Origin of the sequence: Cellulomonas wangleii, from assembly GCF_018388445.1 — a bacterium.
In the GTDB taxonomy this organism is placed as follows: domain Bacteria; phylum Actinomycetota; class Actinomycetes; order Actinomycetales; family Cellulomonadaceae; genus Cellulomonas; species Cellulomonas wangleii.
The window spans coordinates 228,183-253,274 of record NZ_CP074405.1 but is presented as its reverse complement, the minus strand read 5'-3'; the positions used below and the strand labels follow the sequence as shown (position 1 = coordinate 253,274).

The following is a 25,092-nucleotide window of genomic DNA, read 5'->3' as shown; positions in this document are numbered from 1 at the left end:
GGTGCTCCTCGGTTCGGGACGTGCGGCCATCGGACGGGCGTGGGGGGGCGACCGCCACGGGCCGCCAGGACTCAGGGGGCCAGGTCGTCGACCACGACGTGCACCTGCCCGCCCACGGCGTCGTGCACCCGCTGGTGCACGGTCGCGGCGAGCTCGCGCAGGTCACCGCCGAGCCGGGCGACGACGTGGACCTCGGTGCGGGCGCCGTCCGGGGTGCGGCGGCTGCGGACGCCCGCCACCCGCCGTCCCGGCAGGTGCGTGGCGATCTCCCCGAACGCCCCGCCGTACAGCCCCGCGACCCCCGGCACCGCGAGCGCGGCAGCGGCGGCCCGCTCGGCGGGGTCGGGCGGGCGCGGTGGCGGGACCGGCGCGGTCGGTGACGGGCCCGGGGACGGTGACGGCGTCGGGCCCGGGACCGGCGGGGCCGCTGCGCCACCCACCGCGACCGGGGGCAGGGGCAGCGCGGGCACGGGAGGTGGCACGGCCTGCGCCGCCACGTCCGCAGGGTCGGCGACGGGCTCGACGTCCACCACGTCGACGTCCTGCGGCCCCGCGCCCTGCGGCGCGACGACCACGATCGTCTCCTCCCGCACCGCGACGACGACGGGCTCCTCGTCGTCCGGCTGATCGGTGCTCATGCCACGCGCGGCTCGGGCGCCGGCTCGGGCTGCGGGTCGTCCTGCGGCAGGTGGACGTCGTTGACGCTGATGTTCACCTCGATGACGTGCAGACCGGTCATGCGCTCCACGGACGTGATGATGTTGCGACGGACCCCCTCGGCGAGGTCCACGACGGAGACGCCGTACTCGGCCACGAGGTCGACGTCGATGGCGGCCTCACGCTCGCCCACCTCGACGCTGATGCCCTGTGCGTGGTTGGTGGTGCCGCCGGGGATGCGCTCGCGGATCGCGCTGAACGCGCGCGCCGCGCCGCCGCCGAGCGAGTGCACGCCCGCGACGTCCGCTGCGGCGATGCCGGCGATCTTCGCGACGACGCCGTCGGCGATGCTGGTGGTGCCGTACTCGGTCTGCAGCGGTGTGCTGCCGCCCCCGGTGCGGGACGGGCCCGAGGTGCCGCTGTTGCCGACGCGCGAGGCGCGGTTCTCGGTGACGACGGCCGGGGTGGTGGTCTGCTCGCTCATGGGTGCTCCTCGTGCGGTGGTGCGGCTGCCCGCTGGTGCGGGACGCCGCGGATGCCGGCCGGCAGGGTCACGCCGACACTGGGTGAGTGCCTCCTCGCGCAGGGACGTCACGGTCGGACGGGTGTGACGTAGATCACGTTACGCTCGGTGCCGTCGCTGCGCCCGCGGCCGGACCGGCACCCCCGGCCGGCGGTCCCGTGGCCCCCGCCGCCGACGTCGCGCCGTCGGCGAGCCCCGACGCCGTGCTGCTCGAGCGCGCCGCACTGGGCGACCACGCCGCGTTCGCGCTGCTCGTCGAGCGCCACGGTCCGTCGCTCTACCGGTACGCGCGGCGGCTGCTGCCCTCCGCCCAGGACGCCGAGGACGCGGTGCAGGACGCACTGACGGCCGCATGGCTCGGCGCCGAGGGGTACCGCGGTGAGGCGGGCGTGCGCACCTGGTTGTTCGGCATCCAGACCAACTGCGTGCGCCGCGCCGCCCGCCGCCGCGCCCACGTCCCGTCCCCGGTCGACGACCCCGACCAGGGTCCCGCGGCCGACCGCGCCGCCCCTGGGGACGACCCGGTCGAGCGGCTGCTGGCCACCGACCTGCGGGCCGCGCTCGACCGTGCGCTGCTGGACCTGCCGGGGCCGCAGCGCGCGGTCTGGCTGCTGGTCGAGGTCGAGGGCCTGTCCTACGCCGACGCCGCGCACGCGCTGCGCACCAGCCACGCGGCGGTGCGCGGCGCGCTCGAGCGCGCCCGCCACACGCTGAGCAGGAGGTTCGCCGCATGGCGATGAACGACGACGCACCACCTCCGGGCGACGACCTGCTCGGCCTGGCCACGGCGCAGCTGCGCACGCACACCGACGCCGGCTGGGTGGCCGTCGCCCCGCGGCTGCTCGCCTCGGCCCTCGCCGCCGTGCGGCCCACCCAGCCCGTGCGGGGCCGGCACCCCCGCGGCGCGTACACCGTCACCGCGGGTGCGCTGCGCACGTCGGTGCGCGCCCTGCTGGAGCCCGACCGGCGGCTGCGGGTGCGGCGCGTCGTGTTCCGCACCGGTGCCGACGACGCCCTCGAGGAGGCGCTGGTCGAGGTCTCGGCCGCCTACCTGCAGCCGCTCGCCCCGCTGGCGGCCGACGTCCGCCGCGCGGTGCTGCACCACCTGCGCGACGTCCTCGGTGACCCCGACCTGCCCGGTGCGGTCGTCACGGTGGACGTGCTGGTCACCGACGTGCACCGGACCTGAGACGCACCGGCCGGAGGGCGCGGCGCGGGTGACGCGTGCGTCAGCGCACGTCGACCGGGCGCTCCCAGACGCGCCCGTCCATCTGTCGGAAGCCGACGCGCTCGAGGTAGCGCACCGCCCCGGGCGGGGTGGTCGGCACGACCAGCCGCCGCAGACCGTGCGCGGCGAAGACGTCCGAGTGCCGGTACACGAACTCCCCCGGCGTGAAGTCGCGGAACCGCGGCGTCACCCAGTCGAGCACGACGACGCCGCTGCCGTCACCGGCGTCGCGCACCAGGACGACACCGACCGTCTCGTCGCCACGCACGACGAGGAACGCGAGGTCGACGCCAGGTCCGTCACCGGCCGGGCCCGCACCGTCGCCGCCCACGGCCGGCACGGTGCGGTGCCGCGCGACGTCCGCCGCGTGCACCGCGAGCACGTGCCGCAGGTACGCGTCGTCCGGGGCCACCTCGACCACCGCGTACACGGCCTCGTCGCCGCGCTCGCGGCCCAGGCGCCACAGCCAGTACACGTCGATGACCGCGATCGCCCCGTTCATCGCGGCGAACGCCCAGATGCCGAAGACCGCGTTGTACGCCGTCGCCAGCACCGCGCCGACCAGGTTCATCACCCGGAACCGCCACACGCGGGCCTGCATCAGCGACAGGACGACGAGCACCGACCCGACCCAGCCCACGACCTCCCACCACGGCACGGTCGCAGGTTACGCCCCACCGGTCGCCCCACCTGCGCAAAGACGTCGACACGGGACGCCGGTGTGCGGATGCTGGACGCATGACGACCTGGTCCCTGCGCGAGATGCCCGTGCCCGAGTCCCTCGACGCCCCCGACGCATGGCTCCTGCACGGAATGGTCGAGGTGCGCAACGAGACGATCCGCGCGACGTGGGGCACGGACGACTTCGCGATCACCGCACCGCGCGCCCTGTCGCTGCTGCGCCACGGCGAGTACACGCGACGGCTGCGGGTCCTCGCGGTCGACGACACCACCGACGCCCCTGACCCGGCCCGCGTGCTGGGCACGGCCGGCCTGGACCTGCCGCAGACGGACAACACGCACACCGGGTGGCTGGGCGTCTCCGTACGTCCCGCGCACCGGGGCCGGGGCGTGGGTGCCGCGCTGCACGCGGCGGTGCTCGACGCCGCCCGCGCGGAGGGCCGCACGCACCTCATGGCGGAGACCGAGCAGGACGTCGAGCCGTCACCCGGCCCGGGCGCCCTGGGCGCCCCGACCGGCTCGGGCCTGCTGTCGCGCGACGACCCCGCGGTGCGGTTCGCGCTGGCGCGTGGCTGGCGGCTCGAGCAGGTGGCCCGCCACTCGCGGCTGGAGCTGCCGCTCGACCCGGACGCCGTCGAGGCGCACCGGGCTGCTGCCGCCGCGGTCGCGGGACCCGACTACCGGACCGTCACCTGGCAGGACGCGACACCCGACGCGTGGGCCGACCAGCTCGCCGCGCTGCGCACCAGCATGAGCACCGACGAGCCGACCGCCGGTCTGGACGTGGGCGAGGAGGCCTGGGACGCGGCGCGGGTGCGCAGCGAGGACGCGGAGACCCTGGAGCGGGGCGAGCAGCTGCTGACCACGGCCGTCGAGCACGTGCCCACCGGCCGCCTCGTCGCCTACTCCCAGCTGCTGGCACCGTCGCACACCGACGAGTTCGTGTGGCAGGAGGACACCCTGGTGCAGCGCGAGCACCGCGGCCACCGCCTGGGCATGCTCGTCAAGGCCGTGCAGCTGCAGGAGCTGGCCCGCCGCCGGCCGTCGGTCAGGCGCATCAGCACGTGGAACGCCGAGGAGAACCGCTGGATGCTCGCCATCAACGTGGCGCTGGGCTTCCGACCGGCCGGCGGCTCCGGGGTCTGGCAGACGACGCTCTGACGCTCACGCGCCTGCGGCGGGCTGCGGGGCGACCGACCACCAGCCGTCCCAGCGACGCCGCGCCTCGGCCATCACCGCGTCGTCGAGGCCGTAGGTGGACATCGTGACGTCGACGGTGCCGTGCGGCGGGCGCTCGACGGGCGGCCTGATGAGCAGCACGAGCAGCGACTCGGCGATGCCGTGCAGGTGGATGCCCACCTGGTGCTCCGACTTGTAGACGAGCGTGCCGCCCACGCGGGACCCGTCGGGCCGGGCGGCCTCCACGTGCGCCCGCACCGGCAGGCCCCGCACACCGTGCAGCCCGGCGCGGAACAGCAGGGGGTCGTGGCGGTCGCCGGCGTCCAGGCCGTGCGCCAGCAGGGTGACGCGGTCCTCCCCGGGGTGCACGTCGAGCGCGAACGCCAGCTGGTGGACGAACTGGATCCAGCCCTCGTCCATCTCGTCGAAGACCCCGTCGAACGTCGACAGGCCGTCGTGGCTGCGGCGCGTGACGCTCACCCGGGAGCGCGCGTCGTCCAGCGCGGTCACGGTCATCCGGTCGTGGTGGGGCCACACCAGGGAGCGCGTGGAGCCACCGTGGTGGTGCTCCCGCGCCTCGTCGCGGAAGGTCTGGGCGATCTCCGCGTCCAGGCCGTCATAGTCCCAGCCGAACCACCGCCGGATCAGGCGCGGGTCCCGCAGGTGCTCCCAGACGGTGTCGGCGGGGGCGTGGACGTCGACCGACACGACCTCACGCGGCTGGAGCTCCATGGGCGGCCACCTCGTTGCTCTCGGTGCGCCGGGCTGCGGTGCCCGGTGGCTCCGACGTTAGCCCGGGAGCCCGGCGACCGCAGCGGCGTCGGCGTGCAGGGCGATACGCACCCCCGGGGGGCACGTCCACCCCGCCGGTGCGAGCGCGCTGACGCGTCCGACGCCGTCGACGTCGACCACGACCTCGGTGCGTCCGCGGCGCGAGCGCAGCGCGTGCACGGTGCCGGTGACGTCGGCGGTGCGCGCGTCACCCCCGACGTCGGGCGCGACGACGAACGCCCCGGCCGCCAGCGCCAGCACACCCCCGGCGCGCACCGGCGCCGTCCCCGCCGCGTCGACCGCGGAGACGAGGGCCCGCACGGCCGGCGGCGCGCCGGTACCGGGGCCGGGCACGGCCACGAACGCCTCGTAGCCGAGGAACCGCGCGACGTCCCGGGACGCGGGCCGCGCCCACAGCTCGGCGGGCGCGGCGACCTGCAGCAGCCGGCCCGCGGCCATGACGGCCACCCGGTCGGCCACGGCGAACGCCTCGTCCTGGTCGTGCGTGACGAACAGGGCCGTCGTCGCGGTCGCCGTCAGCACCGCGCGCAGGTCCGCGGCGAGGCGCTCGCGCAGCGCACGGTCCAGTGCGGACAGCGGCTCGTCGAGCAGCAGCAGCCGGGGCCGGGGGGCGAGCGCGCGCGCGAGCGCGACCCGCTGCCGCTCACCGCCGGACAGCGTGCCCACGGCGCGGCGCTGCGTGCCGGGCAGCCCGACGAGGTCGAGCAGCTCGGCCACCCGGGCCTCGCGGGCGGCACGGTCCCGCCGCACCGTGGCCGGCAGCCCGTAGGCGACGTTGCCCGTGACGTCGCGGTGCGCGAAGAGCTGGCCGTCCTGGAACAGCAGGCCGAACCCGCGCCGGTGCACCGGGACGTCCACCACGGAGACGCCGTCCCAGGCCACGTCACCCCCGGACAGCGGCTCGAGCCCCGCCACCGCGCGCAGCAGCGAGGACTTGCCGCAGCCGGAGGGTCCCAGCAGCGCGACGACCTCCCCGGTCGGCACGCTCAGGTCCACCCCCGCGACGGCCTCGGCCGCCGCCCCGGGGTACCGCACGACGACCTCCGCGACCTGCAGCCCGTCGCTCACCACGCACCTCCGGTCCCGGGGCGGCGCAGCCGCTCGCACACCGCCACGATGCTCGCCGTCAGGGCGGCGAGCAGCACCGACGCCGCCAGTGCGGCGCCGTAGTTCTCGGCCCCGGGGCGCCCCAGCAGCCGGAAGATCACGACGGGCAGCGTCGGGTCCTGCGGCCGCGCCAGGAACGACGTGGCACCGAACTCGCCCAGCGACGCGGCGAACGCGAACCCGAGCGCCAGACCGACGGCCCGCAGCGCGACCGCCAGGTCCACCGTCCGCAGCACCCGTCCGGGTGCGGCACCCAGGGTCGCGGCGACCTCACGCTGCCGCGGGTCCACGGCACGCAGCACGGGCAGCACGGTGCGCACCACCAGGGGCACGGCGACGACGGCCTGCGCCACCGCGACCAGCACGGGGCTGGTCCGCAGGTCCACGGGCAGCCCCAGCGGTGCGTCCATCGACACCAGGAACCCGAAGCCGACGGTCACGGCCGACACCCCGAGCGGCAGCATGAACAGCGCGTCCAGCCCGGCGACGGCCCGGCGGGCGGCGGTGCGCCGCGGGCGGCGCGACACGAGCAGGGCCACGAGCCCGCCGACCACCAGGGCGAGCACGGTGGCGTCGACGGCGGTGCGCACCGACGTCCCGGCGGCCTGCCACGCGCTGACGGCCAGCGTGTCCTGCGGCACGGCCAGCGCGGCGTAGTTGTCCAGGCCCCAGCCGCGCGGGGTGCGCAGCGAGCGCACGACGAGGTGCACCAGCGGCAGCGCGAGCAACCCGGCGACGGTGAGCGCAGTGACGGCGACCGCGACGGCGTCGATCGGGTCGCGCAGCCGCACGGGGCGGGCGTCCGCCGCGGTACCGCCGAGGGTGGGGGCCGCCTCGGTGCGGGCGCGGGCGCGCCCGGCCAGGGCGAGCGCCGCCACGACCACGACGAGCTGCACGACGGACAGCACGGCGGCGGCACGCAGGTCGAGGAACTGCGTGGTCTGGATCCAGATCTCGGTCTCGACCGTGCCGTACCGGCGCCCGCCCAGCACCAGGACCGTGCCGAACGCGGTCGCGCAGAACAGGAACACCAGGGACGCCGCGGAGGCGATCGCGGGGCCCAGCGCCGGCAGCGTCACCGTCCGCAGCACGCGCCACGGCGAGGCGCCGAGCGCCCGGGCCGCCTGCTCGGCCCGCGGGTCGAGCCGCTCCCACAGGCCACCGACCGTGCGCACCACCACCGCGTAGTTGAAGAACACCAGCGCCAGGACGATCGCCGCGAACGAGCCGTCCAGGCCCAGCCCGCCCAGCAGGCCGCCGTCCACCAGCAGCGAGCGGAAGGCGACGCCGACCACGACCGTGGGCAGCACGAACGGCACCGTGACGAACGCGCGCAGCGCCCCGCGCCCGGGGAACCGGCAGCGGTACAGCAGGTACGCGCCCGGCACGCCCAGCAGCACCGCGCCCAGGGTCCCCAGCCCGGCCTGCGCGAGCGTCTGCCCGACCACGCGCCACGTCCGCGGGCGGGTGAGCACGTCACCGAACCCGGTCAGGTCGAGGCGCCCGTCGGCGACGAACCCCCGCCCGACGATCTCCGCGACGGGCCACACGAAGAACACCGCGAGGAAGAGCAGAGGCAGGCAGGCCGCCACGGCCCACGCCACGCGGACGCCCCACCCGGTGCGCGGTCCGCGTCGCCGCGGCGCGCCGTCACCCGCCGGCCCGGCACCGGGGCGGGGGCCCGGGTGCGGGTCGGCGGGGTCGACGGCGAGCGCCGCGGCGGGGACGGGCACGGTCAGCCGATCACCGTGTCGGACCACGTGGCGAGCCACTGCTCGCGGTGCGCGGTGACGTCGGCGGGTGCGACCTCGAAGGGGTCGTCGGCCAGCGGGGCCCACGCGGCCCACTCCTGCGGCAGCTCGACCGTCGAGCTCACGGGGTACATGTACATCGACCCCGGGATGTCCGCCTGGACGTCGTCCGAGAGCAGGAAGTCGAGCAGCGCCGCGGCACCCTCCGGGTTGGCGGCACCCGCCAGCACACCCGCGTACTCCACCTGGCGGAAGCACGTGTCGAGCAGCGCGCGGGTGGTTGGGGCGTCGGCACCGTCGGGCACCGTGAACGGCGGCGACGACGCGTAGGACAGCACGACGGGCCGCGGTCCCTCACCGCCGCCGGCGGTGAAGTCGGTGTAGTACGCCTCGGACCACCCGTCGGCCACCTGCAGGCCGTTGTCCCGCAGGCCCGCCCAGTAGTCCGCCCAGCCGTCCTCGCCGAACGCCCCGACGGTGGCGAGCAGGAACGCCAGCCCCGGGGACGACGTGACGGGGTCCGGCACCACGACGAGGTCGCGGTACGCCGGGTCCAGCAGCGACTCGAGCGTCGTGGGCTCCGGGACGCCCCGCTCCGCGAACCAGGCCGTGTCGACGTTGAGGCAGACGTCACCGAGGTCCACCGCGGTCAGCGCGCCGGCGTCGTCGCCCGGCACCGCGTACGCGGCGGCGTCCTGCGCCGCCGGGGCCGTGAGCTCGGCCGGCACCAGGACGCCCTCGTCGAGCGCGCGCGACGCGAACGCGTTGTCGATGCCGAACACCAGGTCACCCAGCGGGGCGTCCTTGGTGAGCACCAGCTGGTTCACCAGGGCGCCCGCGTCGGCCTGCTGCACCACCTCGACGCGCAGCCCCGACTCCTCCTCGAACTGCTCGAGCAGACCGTCGGACAGCGCGAAGGACTCGTGCGTCACCAGCGTGACGGTGCCGGCGCCGTCCGTCGGGTCGTCCGCCGCGCCACTGCCGACGGCGGAGCAGGCCGTCAGCGCGACGAGGCCGGCGGTGGCGACGAGGCCCGCCGCCGCGCGCCGGGCCGGGGTGGTGCGGCGCCGGGTCGTGCCGTGCTGAGGGCTGCCGTGCTGAGGGCTGCGCGCCCGGGGGGTGGTCATGCGTGTGGTCCTCCGTCGTCGTCGGAGGGGTCCCGCGCCGCCGTCCCACGGCGATCGCCGCACGGACGACACCACGGGAGGAGAGACAAGCCCGACTCCCTACGCCGGTATCACCCGGATCAGGTTCGAGGGTCTGCGGTGGTCCGCACTCTCAGCGTCCTGCCACCGTCACCGGCGACCGACGCTCCCCTGTCGTTCGCGGACGATCCTAGCCCCGACCTGTGCGCCGGCCGGATCCCGGGTAGCGTCCCTGCAGGCGACGACGACGGAGGAGAACATGTCGGACGACGGGAACAAGCAGTCGATGACCGCGAAGATCGTGGGCGCGGGGGTCACCCTCGTCGCCGCGTGGGCGGTCCAGAAGCTGATCGACGCGGTCTGGACCAGGACCAAGGGGCACAAGCCGCCGTCGCCGGACTCCACGGAGCCCGACATCAAGTTCGGCGAGGTCGCGACCGCGGCCGCGATCAGCGGTGCCGCGATCTCGCTGTCGCGCGTGCTGGCGACGCGCGGCGCCGCGAAGCTCGCCGGGCGCGCCGCCCGGCGCTGACCCGCTGCCGCGACGCCCGGGGACCGCTCAGTCGTCCCCGGGCGTCCGGCCGGGGCGCGTCTCCCCGAGGTCGCGCGACAGCTCGTCGACCACCAGCAGGTCGTTGCGGACCTTGCCGGTGCGGAAGCCCGCCCGGCCGACCATGTGCGCGGCGACGGGTGCGGTGAGCATCTGGAAGATCGCGACGAGCACCAGGGCCCACACGGCCCCGCCCTCGCGCAGGCGCAGCGCCAGGCCGATCAGCACGAGGATCAGCCCGAGCACCTGCGGCTTGGTGCCGGCGTGCATGCGCGACAGCAGGTCGGGGAAGCGCAGGGCGCCGACCCCGGCGGCGAACGCGAAGAACGCGCCGCCCAGCAGGCAGACGATCGAGGCGACGTCCGCCACGGTGCCCCACGTGTCCTGGCTCATCGCGTCTCCTCGTCGGCCGGGCCGCCGTGGTGCTCGGGGTCCGGTTCCTTCTCGACGGTCTCGCGGGCGCTCGGGGCCACGGCCTCGTGGACCGCGGGCTCGCGCGCGCCCGCCCCGTCCGCGGCGGCGTCCTCGGCGGCGCGACGCCGGCGGCGGCGCGCCTGCTCCTCCTCCTGCTCGAGGCGGCGCTTCTCGGCCTCCTCGGCGGCGACCTCCTCGCGCGTGCGCACGCGCCCCTCGCCCTCGGGCTCGACGGCGGCGAACCGCGCGACGGTGACCGACCCGACGAAGCCCACGAGGGACAGCACCACGAGCAGCGGAACGACGTCGGCGCGCCGGTAGTAGGCCGCGTACAGGGCGATCGCGGCGATCATCGTCGTGACGACGATGTCGAGCGCGACCGTGCGGTCGAGCATCGACGGGCCCTTCTCGGCCCGCACGATCGCGAGCAGCGCGCCGAGCGTCAGCAGGACGCCGCAGACGCCGACGACGACGTCGAACACGTTCACCGGGACGTCACCTCCCCCGCGCGGCGCGAGCGCTGCAGCCCCGCCTCCGCGAGCTCCTCGTCGGACGCGAGCGCGCGCAGCAGCCGCGCCTCCTGGTCGAGCACGTTCTGCCGCGCCTTCTCGACACCACCGCTGGTCTCGACGTCCAGGACGTGCACGTACAGCCGCCCCGTGAGTCGGTGCGCCTCGACGATGATCGAGCCGGGGACCAGCGAGACGAGCTCGGCGGTCAGCGTGAGGTACAGGTCCGAGTGGCTGCGCAGCTGCACGCAGATCACCGCACCGCGCGGGGTGTGCCGCGGCCGCAGCGCGACCAGGCTGACCTCGAACGACGCGCGGACCAGGTCGAGCGCGAACCGGCCCAGCAGCACGAGCAGCCCGACGGGGTGGACGCGGCCGCGGAACTCGACGCGCGTCATGCGCAGGCCGGCGGTGACCAGCAGGCCCAGCAGCACGCCGTTGACGACGTTGCCCCAGGTGACCTGGCCCCACAGCAGGACCCACACGACGGTGAGCCACAGGACGGTGGCCCACTGGAAGCGCCAGCCGGCGCGGCGCGGGTGCAGGCTCACCGGTCACCCCCGCCGCTCTCGGCGTCCTGCGTCGCGGGCACCACGTCCTCGTCGACCTCCGAGTCCTCGGCCGCGCGCTGCGACTCGCCCTCGCCGCGCTCCCCGTCGGGCAGCACCGCCTCGATGTACGGCGAGCGGTCCGCGAGGGTCTGGGCGGCCCGGCCCGTGTACGCGTACAGCGGTCCGGCGAAGACGGTGAGCGCCAGGCTGACGACGACCAGGGTCGCCGTGGGGACCACCATGTGCGCGGGCACGTGGTTGGCCGGCAGCTCCTCCGGCGGGCTCTGCCAGAACGCCTTGTTCCACGCCTTGATCAGCGCGTACAGGGTGAGCAGCGAGGTGACGACCGACCCGACGACCAGGGCGTACCCCAGCGGGGTCCCGAGCGCGACACCCGCCTCGAGCAGCCCGACCTTGCCGAGGAACCCGGAGAACGGCGGGATGCCGCCGAGGTTCATCGCGGGCACGAAGAACAGCACGGCCAGCACCGGCGTCATCTTGGCGAGCCCGCCCAGCCGGTCGAGCGACGTGGTCCCGCCGAAGCGTTCGATCAGGCCGACGACGAGGAACAGGGCCGTCTGCACGGTGATGTGGTGCACGACGTAGTAGATGGCCGCGGTCCAGCCGAGCACGCTGCCCAGCGCGACCCCGAACACCATGTAGCCGATGTGGCTGACGAGGGTGAACGAGAGCAGACGTTTGACGTCGTCCTGCGCGACCGCCCCCAGGATGCCCACGAGCATCGTGGCCAGGGCGACGCCCATGAGGATGTCGTCGAGCTGCCCGCCGGGGAACAGCAGGGTCTGGGTGCGGATGATCGCGTAGACGCCGACCTTGGTCAGCAGGCCCGCGAACACGGCCGTGACCGGCGCGGGCGCGGTCGGGTAGGAGTCCGGCAGCCAGGACGACAGCGGGAACACGGCCGCCTTGATGCCGAAGGCCAGCAGCAGCATCGCCTGCAGCATGGTGCGCACGCCGGGGTCGACCTCCGGCAGGCGCAGCGCGAGCTGCGCGAGGTTCACGGTGCCCGTCGCCGCGTACACCGCCGCGATCGCGACGAGGAAGAGCACCGACGACAGGATGGCGACGACCACGTAGATCGTGCCCGCGCGGATGCGCTCGGTGGTGCCCGACAGCGTGATGAGCACGTACGACGCGGCGAGCAGGATCTCGAAGCCGACGTAGATGTTGAACAGGTCGCCCGACAGGAACGCGTTGGCGACGCCCGCCGACAGCACCAGGTACGTGGGGTGGAAGATCGAGATGGGGGCGAACCGCTCCCCGTCCTCCCGGCCCTGCGCCAGCGAGTACACCAGGACGCAGAGGATCACCACGGACGAGACCGTGAGCATGAGGGCCGACAGGCGGTCGGCGACGAGGCTGATGCCCACCGGCGCCGCCCAGTCCCCGACCTCCACGACGACCGGCCCCGAGTCGGCCAGCACGAGCAGCGCACCGGACACCACGGCGACGAGCGCCAGGGTCACGAGCGAGACGATGCGCTGCAGCCGGGGCCTGCGGTAGAGCGCGAGCGCCAGGCCCGCCGCCGACAGCGGCAGGACCACGGGCAGGGGGACGAGCCAGCTCCAGTCGGTCATCGTCCCTCCTCCCCGTGCGTGTGGCTGGTGGCCGGCGGCGGCCGTTCGGCGGGCGCCTCGTCGAAGGCCTCTCCCTCGTCCATCTCGTCGCGGGCGGCGGCGGCCTCCTCGTCGAGCGTCTCGCCCTCGGACTCGGTGTCGTCGTCCTCGAAGGCGCGTTCGTCACGCGCCGCGAGGCGGGCGATGCGCCGGTCCTCGACGTCGTCCTGCACCTCGTCGTGGCGGTGCAGCTGCCACGACCGGTACGCCATGGCCAGCAGGAACGCCGTCAGCCCGAGCGTGATGACGATGGCCGTGAGGATCAGCGCCTGCGGCAGCGGGTCGCTCATGGGGCGGTCGGACGCGACCCCGATGATCGGGGGCGCCCCGGCGGCCCCACCGGCGACGAGGATCAGCAGGTTCGTGCCGTTCCCCAGCAGGATGATGCCCAGCAGGATGCGCGTGAGGCTGCGCTCGAGGACCAGGTACACGCCGACCGTGAACAGCGCGGCGATCGTCACGACGAAGACGATGTTGGGGCTCATGACGATGTCGGTCACGCGGCACCGCCCGCGCCCGGTCCGCCGGAGAAGTCGTCCGAGCGCCGCTCGACCGGGTCGTACCCGGAGGCGTTGAGCCCGCGCAGCAGCACGAGCTGGTCGTCGCCGCTGACGGCGTGGTCCGGCACGTCGTCCTCGCCGGACTCGGCCCGCCGGTCGATCTCGGCACCCAGGCTGCGCAGGATGTCGAGCACCAGGCCGACGACCACCAGGTACACCCCCACGTCGAAGAACAGGCTGGTGACGAGCTTGACGTCGCCCCAGATCGGCAGCTGGAACTCGAGGATCCAGGACTCCAGCACGTTGCCGCCGACGACCAGCGCGGCCAGGCCGGCACCGGCGGACAGGAACAGGCCCGTGCCCAGCAGCACACCGGGCTGCACCGGCGCGGCCTCACCGAGCTCGTAGCGCCCGCCCGCGAGGTACCGCACGGCCAGCGCGATGCCCGTGACCAGACCGGCCGCGAACCCGCCGCCGGGCTGGTTGTGCCCGCTGAACAGCAGGAACGCCGAGTACACGATCATCGTGTGGAACAGCAGGCGCACGACGACCTCGAAGATCACCGAGCGGCGCTGGGGGGCGACGGTGCGTCCGGCGCGCAGCCACTCCCGGGCGCGTGACCCGCCCACGGGGGCGCTGCCGCGCGAGGGGGGCGGCGTGTCCGCGTCGGCGTCGGCCTGCGGGCGGCGCAGCGACGCCATCGGGTCGGGCGACCCGCCCCACACCGAGCGGTCCGCCGGGGCCTCGCGCTCCCGGAAGATGCGCCCGCCGCGGGCGGACAGGAACACCAGGGAGGCGACACCGGTGGCCGCGACGAGCAGCACCGAGATCTCGCCCATCGTGTCCCACGCGCGGATGTCGACGAGCGTCACGTTGACGATGTTCTTGCCGCCGCCGAACTCGTAGGCCTCGGTGGCGAAGTCCGCGGAGACCGGTGCGTGCACGCGTGCCGACGGGGCGACCAGGGCGACCCCGGCGACGACGAGCCCGACCGCGAGGGCCAGCGCGAGCCGGACCCAGCGGGACGTGGCCAGCGGCCGGTCCGAGAAGTACGGGGGCAGGCGGCGCAGCACCAGCACGAAGACGACGAGCGTGACCGTCTCGACCAGCACCTGCGTGACCGCGAGGTCCGGGGCGCCGTAGAGCAGGAACATGCCGGCGATGGCGTAGCCGCTGATGCCGGCCAGGATGACGGCCTTGAGGCGGCGGCGCGCGCGGGCGACCAGGATCGCCGCGACGATCGAGGCCGCCGCGAACACCGTCTGGGCCGCGTAGTCCCAGGGGCGCACCTCCTGCGGCCACGACGTGCCGGTCAGCAGCGCACCACCGACGGCGACGACCCAGGTGGTGAGGATGATGCCGAGGTACAGCGGCAGCGACCCGCGCTGGGTGATCGCGGTGACGTCCGCGGCGAAGTCGTCGAGCTTGCGCATGAAGCGGCGGTACGTGAGGTCCGCCTCGAGCAGGTGCGGGACACGCGCCTGCCAGCGCTCCACCTTGTCGCGTGCGAGGAACAGCAGCCCGCCCGCCCCGAGGATGCCGACCGTGAGCCAGAGCACCAGGCCGAACCCGCCCCACAGCAGCAGGTGGCCGGGCTCGCCCAGGGGGTACGTGGCCGCGTAGGGCTCGAGCAGCTGCTCCCCGAGGTGCGGCAGCAGCGCGACGGCCAGGCCGAGGAAGGACAGGACCAGCGCGGGCGCGGTCAGGAGGAACGACGGGCGCGTGACGGGGGCGGGTGCCACCGACTCGTCGCCGCCGGCGGCGAGCGACGTGGTCGTGGCGACGCCCTCGGAGTCCTGGGTCTTGGACTGCGGGACCAGGGCGCCCTTGGTCGCGAACGCGCCCCACCACAGCCGCAGGCCGTAGGCGACGGTGAGCGCCGAGCCGACGACCACCGCGGCCAGGACGATCCAGCCCAGCGTGCCGTCCTCGAGGTGCGCGACGCCCTCGAGGCCCGCCTCCTTGGCGACGTACCCGGCGAACGGCGGCAGGCCGATCATCGAGGCGGTGGCCAGGCCGCCGGCCGCGGCCGTCCAGGGCAGGGCGCGCCCCACACCGGACAGGCGCCGCAGGTCACGGGTGCCGCACGCGACGTCGACCGTGCCGACCACGAGGAACAGCGTCGCCTTGAACATGGCGTGCGCACCGAGCATCGCCAGGCCGGCCAGGGCCGTGGCCTGCGTGCCGAGGCCGACGAGCAGCACGATGAGCCCGAGCTGGCTGACCGTGCCGAACGCGAGGATCAGCTTGAGGTCGTGCTGCCGCAGCGCGCGGTACCCGCCGAGCACGAGCGTGCCGGCGCCCAGCACCACGATCGTCCAGCGCCACACCGGCAGCTCCGCGTACGCGGGCGCGAACCGCGCGACCAGGTAGACGCCGGCCTTCACCATCGCGGCGGCGTGCAGGTACGCGCTGACGGGCGTCGGCGCGGCCATGGCGGCGGGCAGCCAGAAGTGGAACGGGATGAGCGCGGACTTGGTGGCCGCACCGGCCAGCAGGCACGCGACGGCGGCCACGACCGCGGTGGAGGCCGCCGGCGGGTCGGCCATCAGCCCGGACAGCGAGTACGTGCCGGCGGCGTGACCCAGGATCACGACGCCCACCAGCATGGCGAGCCCGCCCGCGGTGGTGACGATGATCGCCTGCATGGCGGCGCGCCGGGACGCCTTGCGGTCGGCGTAGTGCCCGATGAGCAGGTACGACGTCACCGTCGTCAGCTCCCAGAACACGAACATCAGCAGCATGTCGTCGGCCGTGACCAGGCCGAGCATCGACCCCGCGAACGCGGTGAAGACCCCGCCGAACCGGCCCAGGCCGGACGCGGTGGGCGAGAAGTAGGCGGCGCAGTACACGAGGACGAGCGCGCCGACGCCGCCGACGACCAGCGTCATCAGCCACGACAGCGTGTCGAGCCGGAAGCTCAGCTCCAGGCCCAGCGCGGGGATCCACTCGACGACCTGAGAGGGCCCGCGGCCTGCCTGGACCTCGCTGGTCCAGCCCAGCGCCCAGACCGCGGCCGACGCGGGTGCCAGGGCCAGCGCCCAGAACGCCTTGCGCCCCCAGAGGCGGAACAGCGCGGGCGCGACGAGGGCCGCTGCGAGGTGGACCGTCAGCAGCAGCAGCACGTCCGGCTCCGTCCGTGTCGGGGGCGGTGGGTCGGTCGGGTCTTGTCGGTGTGACCGGCCGTCGTCGGCGACGACCGGGGGACGCTGTCCGACCCCGCCTGCGCGGGACGGTCACGTCCCTGGCTGGAGAGGTGCGACCACCCACGGCGCGTGGCGACCAGCTCGTCCGGCAGGCGCAGGGCGGCGCTGGTCAGGCGCGTCGTGAGGGGTGCGGGGGACCCGTTGATGTTACCAACGGTCCGCCGTGGTCCCCGTGCCCGGGGCGGCCCCGACGACCGACGTGGCCCATGTCACGCCGCGAAACGGGCAGGTCGGGCGGGGTGGCGGTCCGCCCGCCGCGCCCCCGGACCGCGGCGCGTCGACCCGCCGGGCCGCGAGCCGCCGCGCGGCCGGGGCGGCGGCCCGGGGGTCGCCGCGGCGGGACGGCGCCGTACGCCGGGCGCGACGGCGGCTAGGTTGGCCGGGTGAGCGGAGCGCAGCTGGTCGCGGTGGTCCTGGCGGCGGTGGCGACGGTCGTCGGGGTGGCGGTGTTCACCCGGGGTGTCGTCGTCATCGTGCGGACCGTGCGCACGGGTCGTCCGCTGCCCGGGCGCTGGGCGCCGGCGGGGCAGCGCCTGGCGACCCTCGTGCGTGAGGTGCTGGGCCACGGCCGGTTCCAGCAGCGGCCGGTCGTCCGGGTCGCGCACTGGGTCGTCATGGTGTCGTTCCCGGTGCTGGTGGTGACGCTCCTGACCGGGTACGGCCAGCTCGTGGACCCGCGCTACGGGCTGCCGCTCGTCGGCCACTGGGCGCCGCTGGAGTGGGCGGTCGAGGCGTTCGCGTGGCTGGGGCTGCTGGGCATCGGGTACCTGATCGTGCTGCGGCAGCGCATCCGGCCGCGCGCGTCGGAGCCCGAGGGCGAGCAGCGCGGGTCGCGGTTCTTCGGGTCGAACCAGGCGTGGGCGTACGTCGTGGAGGCGACGATCCTGCTGGTGGTGCTGGCGGTCCTGGTGCTGCGCGGGCTGGAGTACGCGCTCGGCGTGCAGGACGGCGAGGCGTGGGCGACGGCGCTGCACTTCCCCCTGACCGCGTGGTTCGGCGCGTCGTGGGTCCCCGTGGCACCGGCGACGCTCGGGACGGCCGTGCTCGTCGTCGCGCTGGTCAAGATCCTCGTGTCGATGGCGTGGTTCGTCGTCGTCGGGCTGCTGCCGACGATGGGCGTCGCGTGGCACCGGTTCCTCGCGGTCGTCAACGTGTACGCCCGGCGCGAGCCGGACGGGACGCCGGCGCTCGGCCCACTGGTGCCGCTGCGTGACGCGGCCGGCGAGCCCCTGGACCTGACGGCGGTCGACGACCTGCCCGAGGACCTGCGCCTGGGCGTCGGCGCGGTGGAGGACCTGCCGTGGAAGGGCCTGCTCGACGCCGCGACGTGCACCGAGTGCGGCCGCTGCCAGGACCAGTGCCCGGCGTGGGCCACGGGCAAGCCGCTGAGCCCCAAGCTCGTCATGCTCGCGCTGCGCGACCAGGCCGCCGCGACCGCGCCCTACGTGCGGGCGGCGCAGGCCGCAGGCGCGTCGGACGACGCGAAGGCCGACCCGCACCTGGGCGTGGACCTCGTCGCGTCCGGCGTCATCGACCCCGACGTCCTGTGGTCGTGCACCACCTGCGGGGCGTGCGTCCAGCAGTGCCCGGTGGACATCGAGCACGTCGACACGATCGTCGACATCCGCCGCTACCAGACGCTCATGGAGTCGGCCTTCCCGGCGGAGCTGGGCGGCACGTTCACCAAGATGGAGCGGCGCGGCAACCCGTGGGGCCTGCCCGCGCGCCAGCGCCTCGACTGGGCCAAGGGCCTGGACTTCGACGTACCGGTCGTCGGCGTGGACGTCGAGTCCGCGGCCGACGTCGACTGGCTGTTCTGGGTGGGCTGCGCGGGCGCGTTCGAGGACCGCGCCAGGAAGACCACGCGAGCGGTGGCCGAGCTGCTGCACGCGGCGGGCGTGACGTTCGCGGTGCTGGGCGACGGGGAGACCTGCACGGGCGACCCGGCCCGCCGCGCCGGCAACGAGGCGCTCTACCAGATGCTCGCCGCGCAGAACGTCGAGACGCTGAACGAGGTCGGCGCGCAGCGGATCGTCGTCACGTGCGCGCACTGCTTCAACACGATCTCCCGCGAGTACCCCGCGATGGGCGGGCGGTACGACGTCGTCCACCACACCCAGCTGCTCGACCGGCTGGTCGGTGAGGGGCGGCTGCGGTTCGCCCCGGGCACCGGCGACGACGGCACGGGCACCACCGTGACGTACCACGACCCCTGCTACCTGGGCCGGCACAACCAGGTCTACGAGCCCCCGCGTGAGCTGCTCGCCGCCGCCGGGGTCACGGTCGCCGAGATGCCGCGCAACCGCGAGACGTCCTTCTGCTGCGGCGCCGGCGGGGCGCGCATGTGGATGGAGGAGACGATCGGCGAGCGCATCGGCACGGTGCGGGCGGCCGAGGCCGTCGCCACGGGAGCGTCCGCCATCGCCACCGCGTGCCCGTTCTGCACGGTCATGCTCAGTGACGGTGTCGCGGCGCACGCGCGAGCGTCGGGTGACACCGCCGGTCCTGCGGACGGGACCACGCCCGTCGACCACGGCACCCGCCCGGCACCCGGCGCGGGGGCGACCGGCACCCAGGAGCCCGCCGGCCCGCGTCGGCCCGCGGCAGTCCCCGCGTCTGCACAGGTGGGCGTCCCCGAGGTCGCCGACATCGCGGTCCTCCTGCGCGACCGCCTCGCCGACCGCGCCTGACCGACCGCGGCCCGCGAGCGCGGCACGTGACGGCCGAGCGCGGTACCTCGAGGTACCGCGCTCGGTGGTCGAGTGCCGTGCTCGGCCGCGGTGAGGCGGGCCCGTCAGCCGCGACGGGTGACCGCCTCGCGGCGCGCCGCCAGCAGGGCGGCCGCGCCCAGCAGCACCGCGCTGCCCACCACCCACGCGACGTGCAGTGCCACAGGCTGCGTGGCCGCGCCGGTGAACACCGCGACGTCGGACGCCGGCATGACGGCCCGGTACGCGAGCTGGCCGAAGTGGAAGGTCGGCAGGTACGGCGCGACGTCCCCGATGACGGCGGGCAGCTCGGACAGCGGGAAGAAGAACCCCGACGCGAACGCCAGCGGCAGGAACAGCAGGTTCGCCATGACGGTGGCCGCGCGCGGCCGCGCGAGGTAGGCGATCGCGAAGCCGAGGGTGCTGAACACCAGCACGCCGGCCGTCATGATCCCGGCGAACGCCGCCCACCGGCCCACGTCGAGCCGCACGCCGCCGGCCAGCGCCGCGAGCAGGCCCGTGCCGGCCACGATCAGCAGCGCGTGCACCGCCGCGGTCAGGGACGTACCGCCCAGGTACGCCGCCGTGGGGAACGGCGTCGCCCGCAGGGTCCGCAGCCAGCCGCGGCCCCGGCCCTTGGCGACGTTCTCCCCGAACGTGAACAGCGCGAGCGAGACGACGCCGTCCGCCGGGTCGCCGCCGGCGAGCGGCTGTGGCAGCCGGCCGTCACCGACCGGCTGCTGCGCGCGCTGCTCGACCGGCCCGCCCTGCTGGACGGCGCCGCCGGGGCCGACGGCATCGAGAACCCCGAGCCGCTGACCGCGCGGGAGCTCGACGTGCTGCGGTTGCTCGCCGCGGGCTGGTCGAACCGGGAGATCGCGCAGACGCTGCACCTCGCCCCGGGCACCGTGAAGAACCACGTCTCGGCGGTGCTGCTCAAGCTCGGTGTGCGGGACCGGACGCGGGCGGTGCTGCGTGCTCTCGACCTGGGTCTGCTCGGCGCCTGACGGCGCGGGACGTGCCGCGCGCCGGCCCGTCCGCTCGTCAAGGGTTCAGCGCAGCGCGCGCGAGATGCTGCCGAGCTTCTGGAGCACCATCTGCCGGTACATCCACCGGCCGACGGGCCGCAGCACCCAGCCGACGAGCCGACGCCACCCGTGGCGGGGCAGCCAGCGCACCGTGACGTCGAGGCGCGTGCCGGCGCCGGACGGGCTGAGTGCGACGGCCAGGCGCTGGATCGCGGCGCCGCCGTCGCGGTCGGGGCGCGCGATCTCCCACTCCACGAGCCGGCCCTCGTCGCGGGTGACGACCGTGAGCAGCTGGCGGCGCATGTCCGCCGGGACGCGCTTGCCGCCGTCCTCCTCGCTGCGCAGCACGCACAGCAGGGACCCGTCCGGCCGCTGGGTCACGGTGCTGTACCAGGGGTCCCACTCGGTGCGGCGGGCGGGGTCGGCGAGCAGCGCCCACACCCGCTCGGGCGCCGCGGGTACCCAGCCGTCGCACGTGAGCGTGCGCCACGGCGACCACGCGGGGTCGTCGGCGTAGAGCGGGTCGCTCGGCGTCGGGGCGGGCCGCCACGCGTCCGCCGCAGCGCGCACCGCGTCGGGAACGACGTCCAGCGCCGCGAGCATCTCGACGACGAGACCGCTCGGCTCGTCGACGAGGATGCGCAGGAGCGCCCGGTCGTCGGCCGAGAGCTCGCTCATCCGGCGGATCAGACGTTCGACGCGCGGTGAGAGCGGCAGCGAGGGCGCGGCGACCACGTCCAGCGCCCGCGGCGGCGTCGGGGTGACGGCGACGCCCGCACCGGCGAGCCGGTCGGCATGGACCCTGGCGGCGGCGCGCCGGGCCGCGTCGAGGCTCACCCCGGCGGCGCGCAGGCTCTCCCCCGCCGGACCGCCGATGGCGGCGAGCGCGACGACGAGGTGGTCGAGGTCGACCTCGGCGTGGCCGACGCGGTGGGCCTCCTCCTGCGCCGCCGTCACCGTCTGCTGCCAGCGGGACAGGGCATCGTTGACGCGGCTCATGTGCGGTTCCTCCGGGGGACGTCGATGGTCGGGTCGATGCGCTTGGCGTACTTCTTGTGCACGGCCTGCCGGGTGACGCCGAGGGCGTCGGCGATCTCCTGCCAGCTCATGCCGGCGCGGAGGGCCGCCTCCACCTGGCGCAGCTCGTAGGAGTCGACGAGCACGCGCAGGGAGGACACGGCGCGCAGTCCGCGCAACGGGTCGGACGTGTCGCCGGCGACGGAGGCGATCTCGGGCTGCTTCACGGTTGTCAACCTAGGTTGCTGCCCGCACTCTGTCAACCACGGTTGCCAGCGGCCGGGTCAGCGGGCGGGTCAGTGCTGAACGACGGGGTCGCGGCGCACGCGCGGGCGACGGCGGACACCGTGGCGGACGGCACCACGCCGGACGGCACCGCCGGACGTGGCCGCGGACCCGCCCCGCGTCCTGGCGTGGTGGGACGACGTCAGCGGAACTCGAACCTGAGCGAGGTCGTCGGGTCGATGCTCGTGACGATCGCCGTGTAGAACGCCCTGGCCTGGTCCTCGAGGACGTCCTCGTTCTCCTCGATGTACCGGCCCTGCGCACCCTCGTCGAGGATGGTGTTGACCATCTCCACGGTGTCGATCTCCGGGGTCACCCAGCTCAGGACGCCGTTGTCCTCGACGACGGTCCGGAAGCTCTCGTCGTCGTGCCCGATGAAGATGAACTCCGGGACGGAGATGACGAGCTCGTCCTCGCCGGCCCGGGCGATCCTCACGTCACTGCCCTCGATGCCCAGCTTGGCGTTGAAGCCGTACTGCACGAACGACGACCGTCCGGTCCCGGGGACGTCCACGCCCAGGAACGAGCCCTGCTCGGTCTGCTCGGCGATGCCTTCGATCCCCAGGCTCAGGAGCACGACCTGCTCCTCGCGGGTGATCGAGCTGACGATCTGGGCGTCGCGGTCCTCGGAGCCGGCGCCGAACAGGGAGAGGCCGGGGAAGGCGCGCATCACGCCGTACGCCGCGAGCGCCCCGACGCAGACGGCCACCACGAGCCGCGTGACCGTCCTGGCCGGGTGCGACGTGTCCATGTGGTCCCCGAGCTCCCTCTGGTTCGAGCAGGTGGCACGCCGCGGCGGCGCTCGACGCGCCAGGCTCGCGCGCGGTGCGTCGTCGACACGTCAGGGTTCGTCCTGGACCGAGCAGAACGCCAGGCGCGCGCGCTTCGTCGGTAGGTCGACCTCCGGGCCGAGGGTGAAGCCGGCCCGCTCCAGCACGCGCAGCATAGCCACGTTGCGTGCGTCGGGCTCCCCGACGATCCGCGTCGCCCCGGTGCGGTCCATGAGCACCCGGGTCATCTCCCGGACGACGCGTGGGGCGTAGCCCGCGACCGACCGCGGGGGTCGGGCACCGATGAGCAGGTGCGCGCCGAGGTCGCCGGGCTGCACGTCGTACACCTCACCCACGGGGTCGAGCGCGGGCTCGTACGCCTGCACGAGCGCGACCGACGTGCCGTCGACGCGCACGAGGAGCGCGTGGTGGTGCGTCATCGCGTCGACCACGGCGTAGGTCTCCCGCAGCTCGTCCACGCTCAGGCCCCCCAGCCCCCAGAACGCGGTGCCGCGTGCCGTGCACCAGGCGTGCAGCAGGGGCACGTCGGCGTCCAGGTCGAGCACCGCGGTGGTCAGCACGCCGAGGCCGTCGACGGTCCGCTCGTCGACCACGGACCCGCCGGCCAGCCCGGCCCACGCCGTCGTCAGGCCCACCGCACCCGTCCCGGCTCCCGCTCCCCCGGCAGCGGCTCGGGCGTCAGCAGCGCCCAGTCGGTGACGACCTCGACGGTGCGCGCCGCCGCCCAGGTCGGGTGCTGGTCCGCGAAGTGAGGGCCCCGCGGGTCGCCGCTGCTGCCGAACGGCACGCCCCAGCGGCTGCGCGACCGGTCGCCCAGGTCCCACACCCACCGTGCGACCGACCCGCGGAACGCACGGTCCGTCACGCCGGGCACCGACCCGGTGCACCGCACGGTGTCCTGGTCGCCACCCAGCGGCAGCGCGGGCACGGACGGCACGGTCGCCCCCGGGACGTCGGCCAGCACGTGCGCCGGGAGCACGGTGTGCCGGGCGCCCCAGGCCCCGCCGTCCGCGCGGGCGGCGACCTCCTCCAGCGCGGCGCGCACGTGCGCGGGGCCGTCGATGCCCAGGTCGGCGCGGCCGAGCAGCGCGGTGAGCGCCGACCCGACGCGCCCGCGCAGGCCGAACCACGCGTCGAACGCGGGGCCGGCGTGGTGCGGGACGTCGAGCGCGCCGAGGGCGGGCTCCTCGACGAGACGCGCGACCAGGGCGGCGCGCAGGTCGGCGAGCAGGGCCGCCTCGGCGGAGTCGGCGTCCAGGTGCAGGTCCCACGCGAGCAGCCGGTCCCGGACCGCGGCGGCCGGCGGGCTGAGGTCGTCGAGGTCGGCGGCGTACCGCAGCAGCCGTCCGGCGCCGGCCCAGTGCGTGTCGCCGTGCACGTCGCCCAGGTCGTCGACGCCCCACACGGGCCGTGCCGCGAGCAGGTGGGCGATGCGCGCCGCGCGGTCCGGTGCGTAGACGCTGCCGTGGTCACGGTCCGCGGCGGCCGGTCGCTCGTTCGCGTCTGCGGCGACGTCCGTGACCTCGCGTGGCGCGGCCGGGGCGCGCCACGGGCGCGGGGCGTGCGCGGGGTCCCACGCGTGCAGCGACAGCAGGCGGTCGTCCGGGGCGCGGTCGGCCACGCGGCCCGCGTCGAACGTCAGCACCGTCCCGGCCGAGTCGGCGGCCAGGACACGGTTGACGGGGTCGACCCAGCCCGCGAGCGCCGCGGCGACGTCGTGCGCGGTGCGGGCGCGCAGCAGCGGGCGCAGGCACGCGAACCCGAGGTCGGCGTCGACCTGCGCCTGCAGCCGCACGGACCGCGCCTCCTCGAGCCCGGCGCGCGGCAGGGCCCCGGTGACGACGCCGTCCTGGTCGACGGGACGTCCCGTCGGCATGCCCCGCACCACGACGGGCCCCCGGGCGGTCTCCAGGACGTCGACCGTCAGCGGCTCGCCGCCGCGCACCCGCACCTGCACGGCGCGGGAGGCGACGGGCTCCACGCCGTGCGGGCCGATCGCCTCCCAGCGGCCGTCGTCGCAGGTCAGCAGCTCGCGGTACACCTCGGTGGCGTGCGCGACGGCGTTGGTGATGCCCCACGCGGCGTCCCCGGCGTGGCCGAAGTGCGGCAGCCCGGGGACGCCGGGGAACGCCAGGCCGAGCACGTCGTACTCCGGGCACGCCAGACGGATCTGCTGGTAGGGGCCGGGCAGCTCGAGGACGCGGTGCGGGTCACCCGCCAGCAGCGGGGCCCCGGAGTCCGTGCGGGAGCCGTGCAGGGCCCACGCGTTGGAGCCGCTGGTCGGCCCGTCGGACGCCGGCTCGAAGAGCCGCACGAGGTCGAGCGGGTCGACGTCGGCGAGCCCGGGGTGCTGCGAGTACCGCGCGGCCCGCACGACGTGGTCGTGCCACAGCACCCGCGGGAACGTCGAGAACAGCGCGTGGTCGACGAGGAAGATCCCGAGCGGCGCCCACGCCGGCCACGGGTCGTCCGGCGTGCTGCCGCCGAGCACGCGGTCGAGCTCGTCGACCTCGACCGGCCGCGGTGCCGACGCGAGCCCGGCGTCGACCCCGGCGGTGTACGCGTCGACCCACGCACGGTCGTCGTCGCCGAGCGCGGCGTACGCACGCTGCGCCAGGTCCGGCAGCCGCAGGCGGTGCGCGACGACGTCCCACGCGATGCCGCCGTCACCGATGTGCTCCGCCAGCCGGGCCTCGGCGCGCCACCGGTCCGTCTGCACCTGCCACGTGCGGTCGCGGGCCGTCACCCAGCCCTGGCCGTACGCGAGCGCGAGCTCGTCGGACGCGCGGACGTGCGGCACGCCCCACGCGTCGCGGAAGACCTCGAACGTCAT

25 protein-coding genes and 1 riboswitch are annotated in these 25,092 nt (G+C 75.4%); of the genes, 6 read left to right on the top strand and 19 right to left on the bottom strand.

What is annotated here, in order from left to right; genetic code table 11:
- Nucleotides 1-71: 71 nt before the first annotated feature.
- Nucleotides 72-638 (bottom strand): hypothetical protein, encoded by a 567-nt coding sequence (locus KG103_RS01145; protein ID WP_207340251.1) that lies wholly within the window; start codon nucleotides 636-638, stop codon nucleotides 72-74.
- Nucleotides 635-1,141 (bottom strand): Asp23/Gls24 family envelope stress response protein, encoded by a 507-nt coding sequence (locus KG103_RS01140; RefSeq protein ID WP_207340250.1) that lies wholly within the window; start codon nucleotides 1,139-1,141, stop codon nucleotides 635-637. The genes KG103_RS01145 and KG103_RS01140 overlap by 4 nt, the downstream gene beginning before the upstream one ends.
- Nucleotides 1,142-1,338: 197 nt before the next feature.
- Between KG103_RS01140 and KG103_RS01135 the strand changes: the two genes are divergently transcribed.
- The gene (locus KG103_RS01135) at nucleotides 1,339-1,920 is read left to right on the top strand and encodes an RNA polymerase sigma factor (protein ID WP_207340249.1); all 582 of its coding nucleotides are present in this window, start codon (nucleotides 1,339-1,341) and stop codon (nucleotides 1,918-1,920) included.
- Nucleotides 1,911-2,369, top strand: coding sequence for a hypothetical protein (locus KG103_RS01130; RefSeq protein ID WP_207340248.1), 459 nt, complete (start codon nucleotides 1,911-1,913; stop codon nucleotides 2,367-2,369). The genes KG103_RS01135 and KG103_RS01130 overlap by 10 nt, the downstream gene beginning before the upstream one ends.
- 40 nt (nucleotides 2,370-2,409) lie before the next feature.
- Here the strand turns inward: KG103_RS01130 and KG103_RS01125 are convergent, their stop codons facing one another.
- Nucleotides 2,410-3,066, bottom strand: coding sequence for a hypothetical protein (locus KG103_RS01125; RefSeq protein ID WP_207340247.1), 657 nt, complete (start codon nucleotides 3,064-3,066; stop codon nucleotides 2,410-2,412).
- An 80-nt stretch (nucleotides 3,067-3,146) separates the two neighbouring features.
- Between KG103_RS01125 and KG103_RS01120 the strand changes: the two genes are divergently transcribed.
- A complete protein-coding gene (locus KG103_RS01120) occupies nucleotides 3,147-4,250 on the top strand; it encodes a GNAT family N-acetyltransferase (RefSeq protein ID WP_207340246.1) in 1,104 nt (367 codons plus the stop codon).
- A 3-nt stretch (nucleotides 4,251-4,253) separates the two neighbouring features.
- Here KG103_RS01120 and KG103_RS01115 read toward each other — a convergent pair whose 3' ends face one another.
- From KG103_RS01115 to KG103_RS01100, 4 genes are read right to left on the bottom strand one after another with little or no spacing between them, the layout of a single operon-like run.
- Nucleotides 4,254-5,000 carry an SRPBCC family protein gene (locus KG103_RS01115; protein ID WP_207340245.1) on the bottom strand — a complete coding sequence of 249 codons (747 nt, stop codon included), beginning with the start codon at nucleotides 4,998-5,000 and terminating at the stop codon, nucleotides 4,254-4,256.
- A 57-nt stretch (nucleotides 5,001-5,057) separates the two neighbouring features.
- A complete protein-coding gene (locus tag KG103_RS01110) occupies nucleotides 5,058-6,128 on the bottom strand; it encodes an ABC transporter ATP-binding protein (protein WP_207340244.1) in 1,071 nt (356 codons plus the stop codon).
- A complete protein-coding gene (locus tag KG103_RS01105) occupies nucleotides 6,125-7,900 on the bottom strand; it encodes an ABC transporter permease (protein ID WP_207340243.1) in 1,776 nt (591 codons plus the stop codon). Before KG103_RS01105 ends, KG103_RS01110 begins: the two co-directional genes overlap by 4 nt.
- Nucleotides 7,901-7,902: 2 nt before the next feature.
- Complete coding sequence (locus KG103_RS01100) at nucleotides 7,903-9,045, bottom strand: thiamine ABC transporter substrate-binding protein (RefSeq protein WP_207340242.1); 1,143 nt, start codon at nucleotides 9,043-9,045, stop codon at nucleotides 7,903-7,905.
- Nucleotides 9,046-9,124: 79 nt separating this feature from the next.
- Nucleotides 9,125-9,246: riboswitch (TPP riboswitch) on the bottom strand.
- A 76-nt stretch (nucleotides 9,247-9,322) separates the two neighbouring features.
- Here KG103_RS01100 and KG103_RS01095 point away from each other — a divergent pair.
- Nucleotides 9,323-9,595, top strand: a complete 273-nt coding sequence (locus tag KG103_RS01095; protein ID WP_207340241.1) for a DUF4235 domain-containing protein — start codon at nucleotides 9,323-9,325, stop codon at nucleotides 9,593-9,595.
- A 27-nt stretch (nucleotides 9,596-9,622) separates the two neighbouring features.
- Here KG103_RS01095 and mnhG read toward each other — a convergent pair whose 3' ends face one another.
- From mnhG to KG103_RS01065, 6 genes are read right to left on the bottom strand one after another with little or no spacing between them, the layout of a single operon-like run.
- A complete protein-coding gene (gene mnhG, locus KG103_RS01090; protein WP_207340240.1) occupies nucleotides 9,623-10,006 on the bottom strand; it encodes a monovalent cation/H(+) antiporter subunit G in 384 nt (127 codons plus the stop codon).
- Nucleotides 10,003-10,515, bottom strand: coding sequence for a monovalent cation/H+ antiporter complex subunit F (locus KG103_RS01085; RefSeq protein WP_207340239.1), 513 nt, complete (start codon nucleotides 10,513-10,515; stop codon nucleotides 10,003-10,005). Before KG103_RS01085 ends, mnhG begins: the two co-directional genes overlap by 4 nt.
- The gene (locus tag KG103_RS01080) at nucleotides 10,512-11,087 is read right to left on the bottom strand and encodes a Na+/H+ antiporter subunit E (protein WP_207340238.1); all 576 of its coding nucleotides are present in this window, start codon (nucleotides 11,085-11,087) and stop codon (nucleotides 10,512-10,514) included. The genes KG103_RS01085 and KG103_RS01080 overlap by 4 nt, the downstream gene beginning before the upstream one ends.
- On the bottom strand, nucleotides 11,084-12,685 hold the full coding sequence (locus KG103_RS01075; protein ID WP_207340237.1) for a Na+/H+ antiporter subunit D: 1,602 nt from the start codon (nucleotides 12,683-12,685) through the stop codon (nucleotides 11,084-11,086). Before KG103_RS01075 ends, KG103_RS01080 begins: the two co-directional genes overlap by 4 nt.
- Nucleotides 12,682-13,209, bottom strand: a complete 528-nt coding sequence (locus KG103_RS01070; RefSeq protein ID WP_207340312.1) for a Na(+)/H(+) antiporter subunit C — start codon at nucleotides 13,207-13,209, stop codon at nucleotides 12,682-12,684. The genes KG103_RS01075 and KG103_RS01070 overlap by 4 nt, the downstream gene beginning before the upstream one ends.
- An 11-nt stretch (nucleotides 13,210-13,220) precedes the next feature.
- Complete coding sequence (locus KG103_RS01065) at nucleotides 13,221-16,349, bottom strand: Na+/H+ antiporter subunit A (protein ID WP_207340236.1); 3,129 nt, start codon at nucleotides 16,347-16,349, stop codon at nucleotides 13,221-13,223.
- Nucleotides 16,350-16,813: 464 nt separating this feature from the next.
- Between KG103_RS01065 and KG103_RS01060 the strand changes: the two genes are divergently transcribed.
- Entirely contained in the window at nucleotides 16,814-19,120 is a 2,307-nt protein-coding gene (locus tag KG103_RS01060; RefSeq protein ID WP_207340235.1) for a (Fe-S)-binding protein, read from the top strand.
- Nucleotides 19,121-19,224: 104 nt separating this feature from the next.
- Here the strand turns inward: KG103_RS01060 and KG103_RS01055 are convergent, their stop codons facing one another.
- Entirely contained in the window at nucleotides 19,225-19,746 is a 522-nt protein-coding gene (locus tag KG103_RS01055; protein ID WP_243656344.1) for an ABC transporter permease, read from the bottom strand.
- Between KG103_RS01055 and KG103_RS01050 the strand changes: the two genes are divergently transcribed.
- Complete coding sequence (locus KG103_RS01050; RefSeq protein WP_207340311.1) at nucleotides 19,681-20,145, top strand: helix-turn-helix domain-containing protein; 465 nt, start codon at nucleotides 19,681-19,683, stop codon at nucleotides 20,143-20,145. The genes KG103_RS01055 and KG103_RS01050 overlap by 66 nt on opposite strands.
- 45 nt (nucleotides 20,146-20,190) lie before the next feature.
- Here the strand turns inward: KG103_RS01050 and KG103_RS01045 are convergent, their stop codons facing one another.
- The 5 genes from KG103_RS01045 to KG103_RS01025 all read right to left on the bottom strand — a co-directional run bounded on the left by KG103_RS01045 (nucleotide 20,191) and on the right by KG103_RS01025 (nucleotide 25,092).
- Complete coding sequence (locus KG103_RS01045; protein ID WP_207340234.1) at nucleotides 20,191-21,165, bottom strand: SRPBCC family protein; 975 nt, start codon at nucleotides 21,163-21,165, stop codon at nucleotides 20,191-20,193.
- Entirely contained in the window at nucleotides 21,162-21,410 is a 249-nt protein-coding gene (locus KG103_RS01040; RefSeq protein WP_207340233.1) for a helix-turn-helix domain-containing protein, read from the bottom strand. Before KG103_RS01040 ends, KG103_RS01045 begins: the two co-directional genes overlap by 4 nt.
- Before the next feature lie 200 nt (nucleotides 21,411-21,610).
- Complete coding sequence (locus tag KG103_RS01035; RefSeq protein ID WP_207340232.1) at nucleotides 21,611-22,219, bottom strand: hypothetical protein; 609 nt, start codon at nucleotides 22,217-22,219, stop codon at nucleotides 21,611-21,613.
- A 90-nt stretch (nucleotides 22,220-22,309) separates the two neighbouring features.
- Nucleotides 22,310-22,894, bottom strand: coding sequence for a GNAT family N-acetyltransferase (locus tag KG103_RS01030; RefSeq protein ID WP_207340231.1), 585 nt, complete (start codon nucleotides 22,892-22,894; stop codon nucleotides 22,310-22,312).
- Complete coding sequence (locus KG103_RS01025) at nucleotides 22,885-25,092, bottom strand: penicillin acylase family protein (RefSeq protein WP_207340230.1); 2,208 nt, start codon at nucleotides 25,090-25,092, stop codon at nucleotides 22,885-22,887. The genes KG103_RS01030 and KG103_RS01025 overlap by 10 nt, the downstream gene beginning before the upstream one ends.

Bases quoted from the DNA above. Each gene is read 5' to 3' on its own strand.
- KG103_RS01145 (WP_207340251.1), bottom strand. From the start codon at position 638: ATGAGCACCGATCAGCCGGACGACGAGGAGCCCGTCGTCGTCGCGGTG.
- KG103_RS01140 (WP_207340250.1), bottom strand. From the start codon at position 1,141: ATGAGCGAGCAGACCACCACCCCGGCCGTCGTCACCGAGAACCGCGCC.
- KG103_RS01130 (WP_207340248.1), top strand. From the start codon at position 1,911: ATGGCGATGAACGACGACGCACCACCTCCGGGCGACGACCTGCTCGGC.
- KG103_RS01120 (WP_207340246.1), top strand. From the start codon at position 3,147: ATGACGACCTGGTCCCTGCGCGAGATGCCCGTGCCCGAGTCCCTCGAC.
- KG103_RS01115 (WP_207340245.1), bottom strand. From the start codon at position 5,000: ATGGAGCTCCAGCCGCGTGAGGTCGTGTCGGTCGACGTCCACGCCCCC.
- KG103_RS01100 (WP_207340242.1), bottom strand. From the start codon at position 9,045: ATGACCACCCCCCGGGCGCGCAGCCCTCAGCACGGCAGCCCTCAGCAC.
- KG103_RS01095 (WP_207340241.1), top strand. From the start codon at position 9,323: ATGTCGGACGACGGGAACAAGCAGTCGATGACCGCGAAGATCGTGGGC.
- mnhG (WP_207340240.1), bottom strand. From the start codon at position 10,006: ATGAGCCAGGACACGTGGGGCACCGTGGCGGACGTCGCCTCGATCGTC.
- KG103_RS01075 (WP_207340237.1), bottom strand. From the start codon at position 12,685: ATGACCGACTGGAGCTGGCTCGTCCCCCTGCCCGTGGTCCTGCCGCTG.
- KG103_RS01070 (WP_207340312.1), bottom strand. From the start codon at position 13,209: ATGAGCCCCAACATCGTCTTCGTCGTGACGATCGCCGCGCTGTTCACG.
- KG103_RS01045 (WP_207340234.1), bottom strand. From the start codon at position 21,165: ATGAGCCGCGTCAACGATGCCCTGTCCCGCTGGCAGCAGACGGTGACG.
- KG103_RS01035 (WP_207340232.1), bottom strand. From the start codon at position 22,219: ATGGACACGTCGCACCCGGCCAGGACGGTCACGCGGCTCGTGGTGGCC.
- KG103_RS01025 (WP_207340230.1), bottom strand. From the start codon at position 25,092: ATGACGTTCGAGGTCTTCCGCGACGCGTGGGGCGTGCCGCACGTCCGC.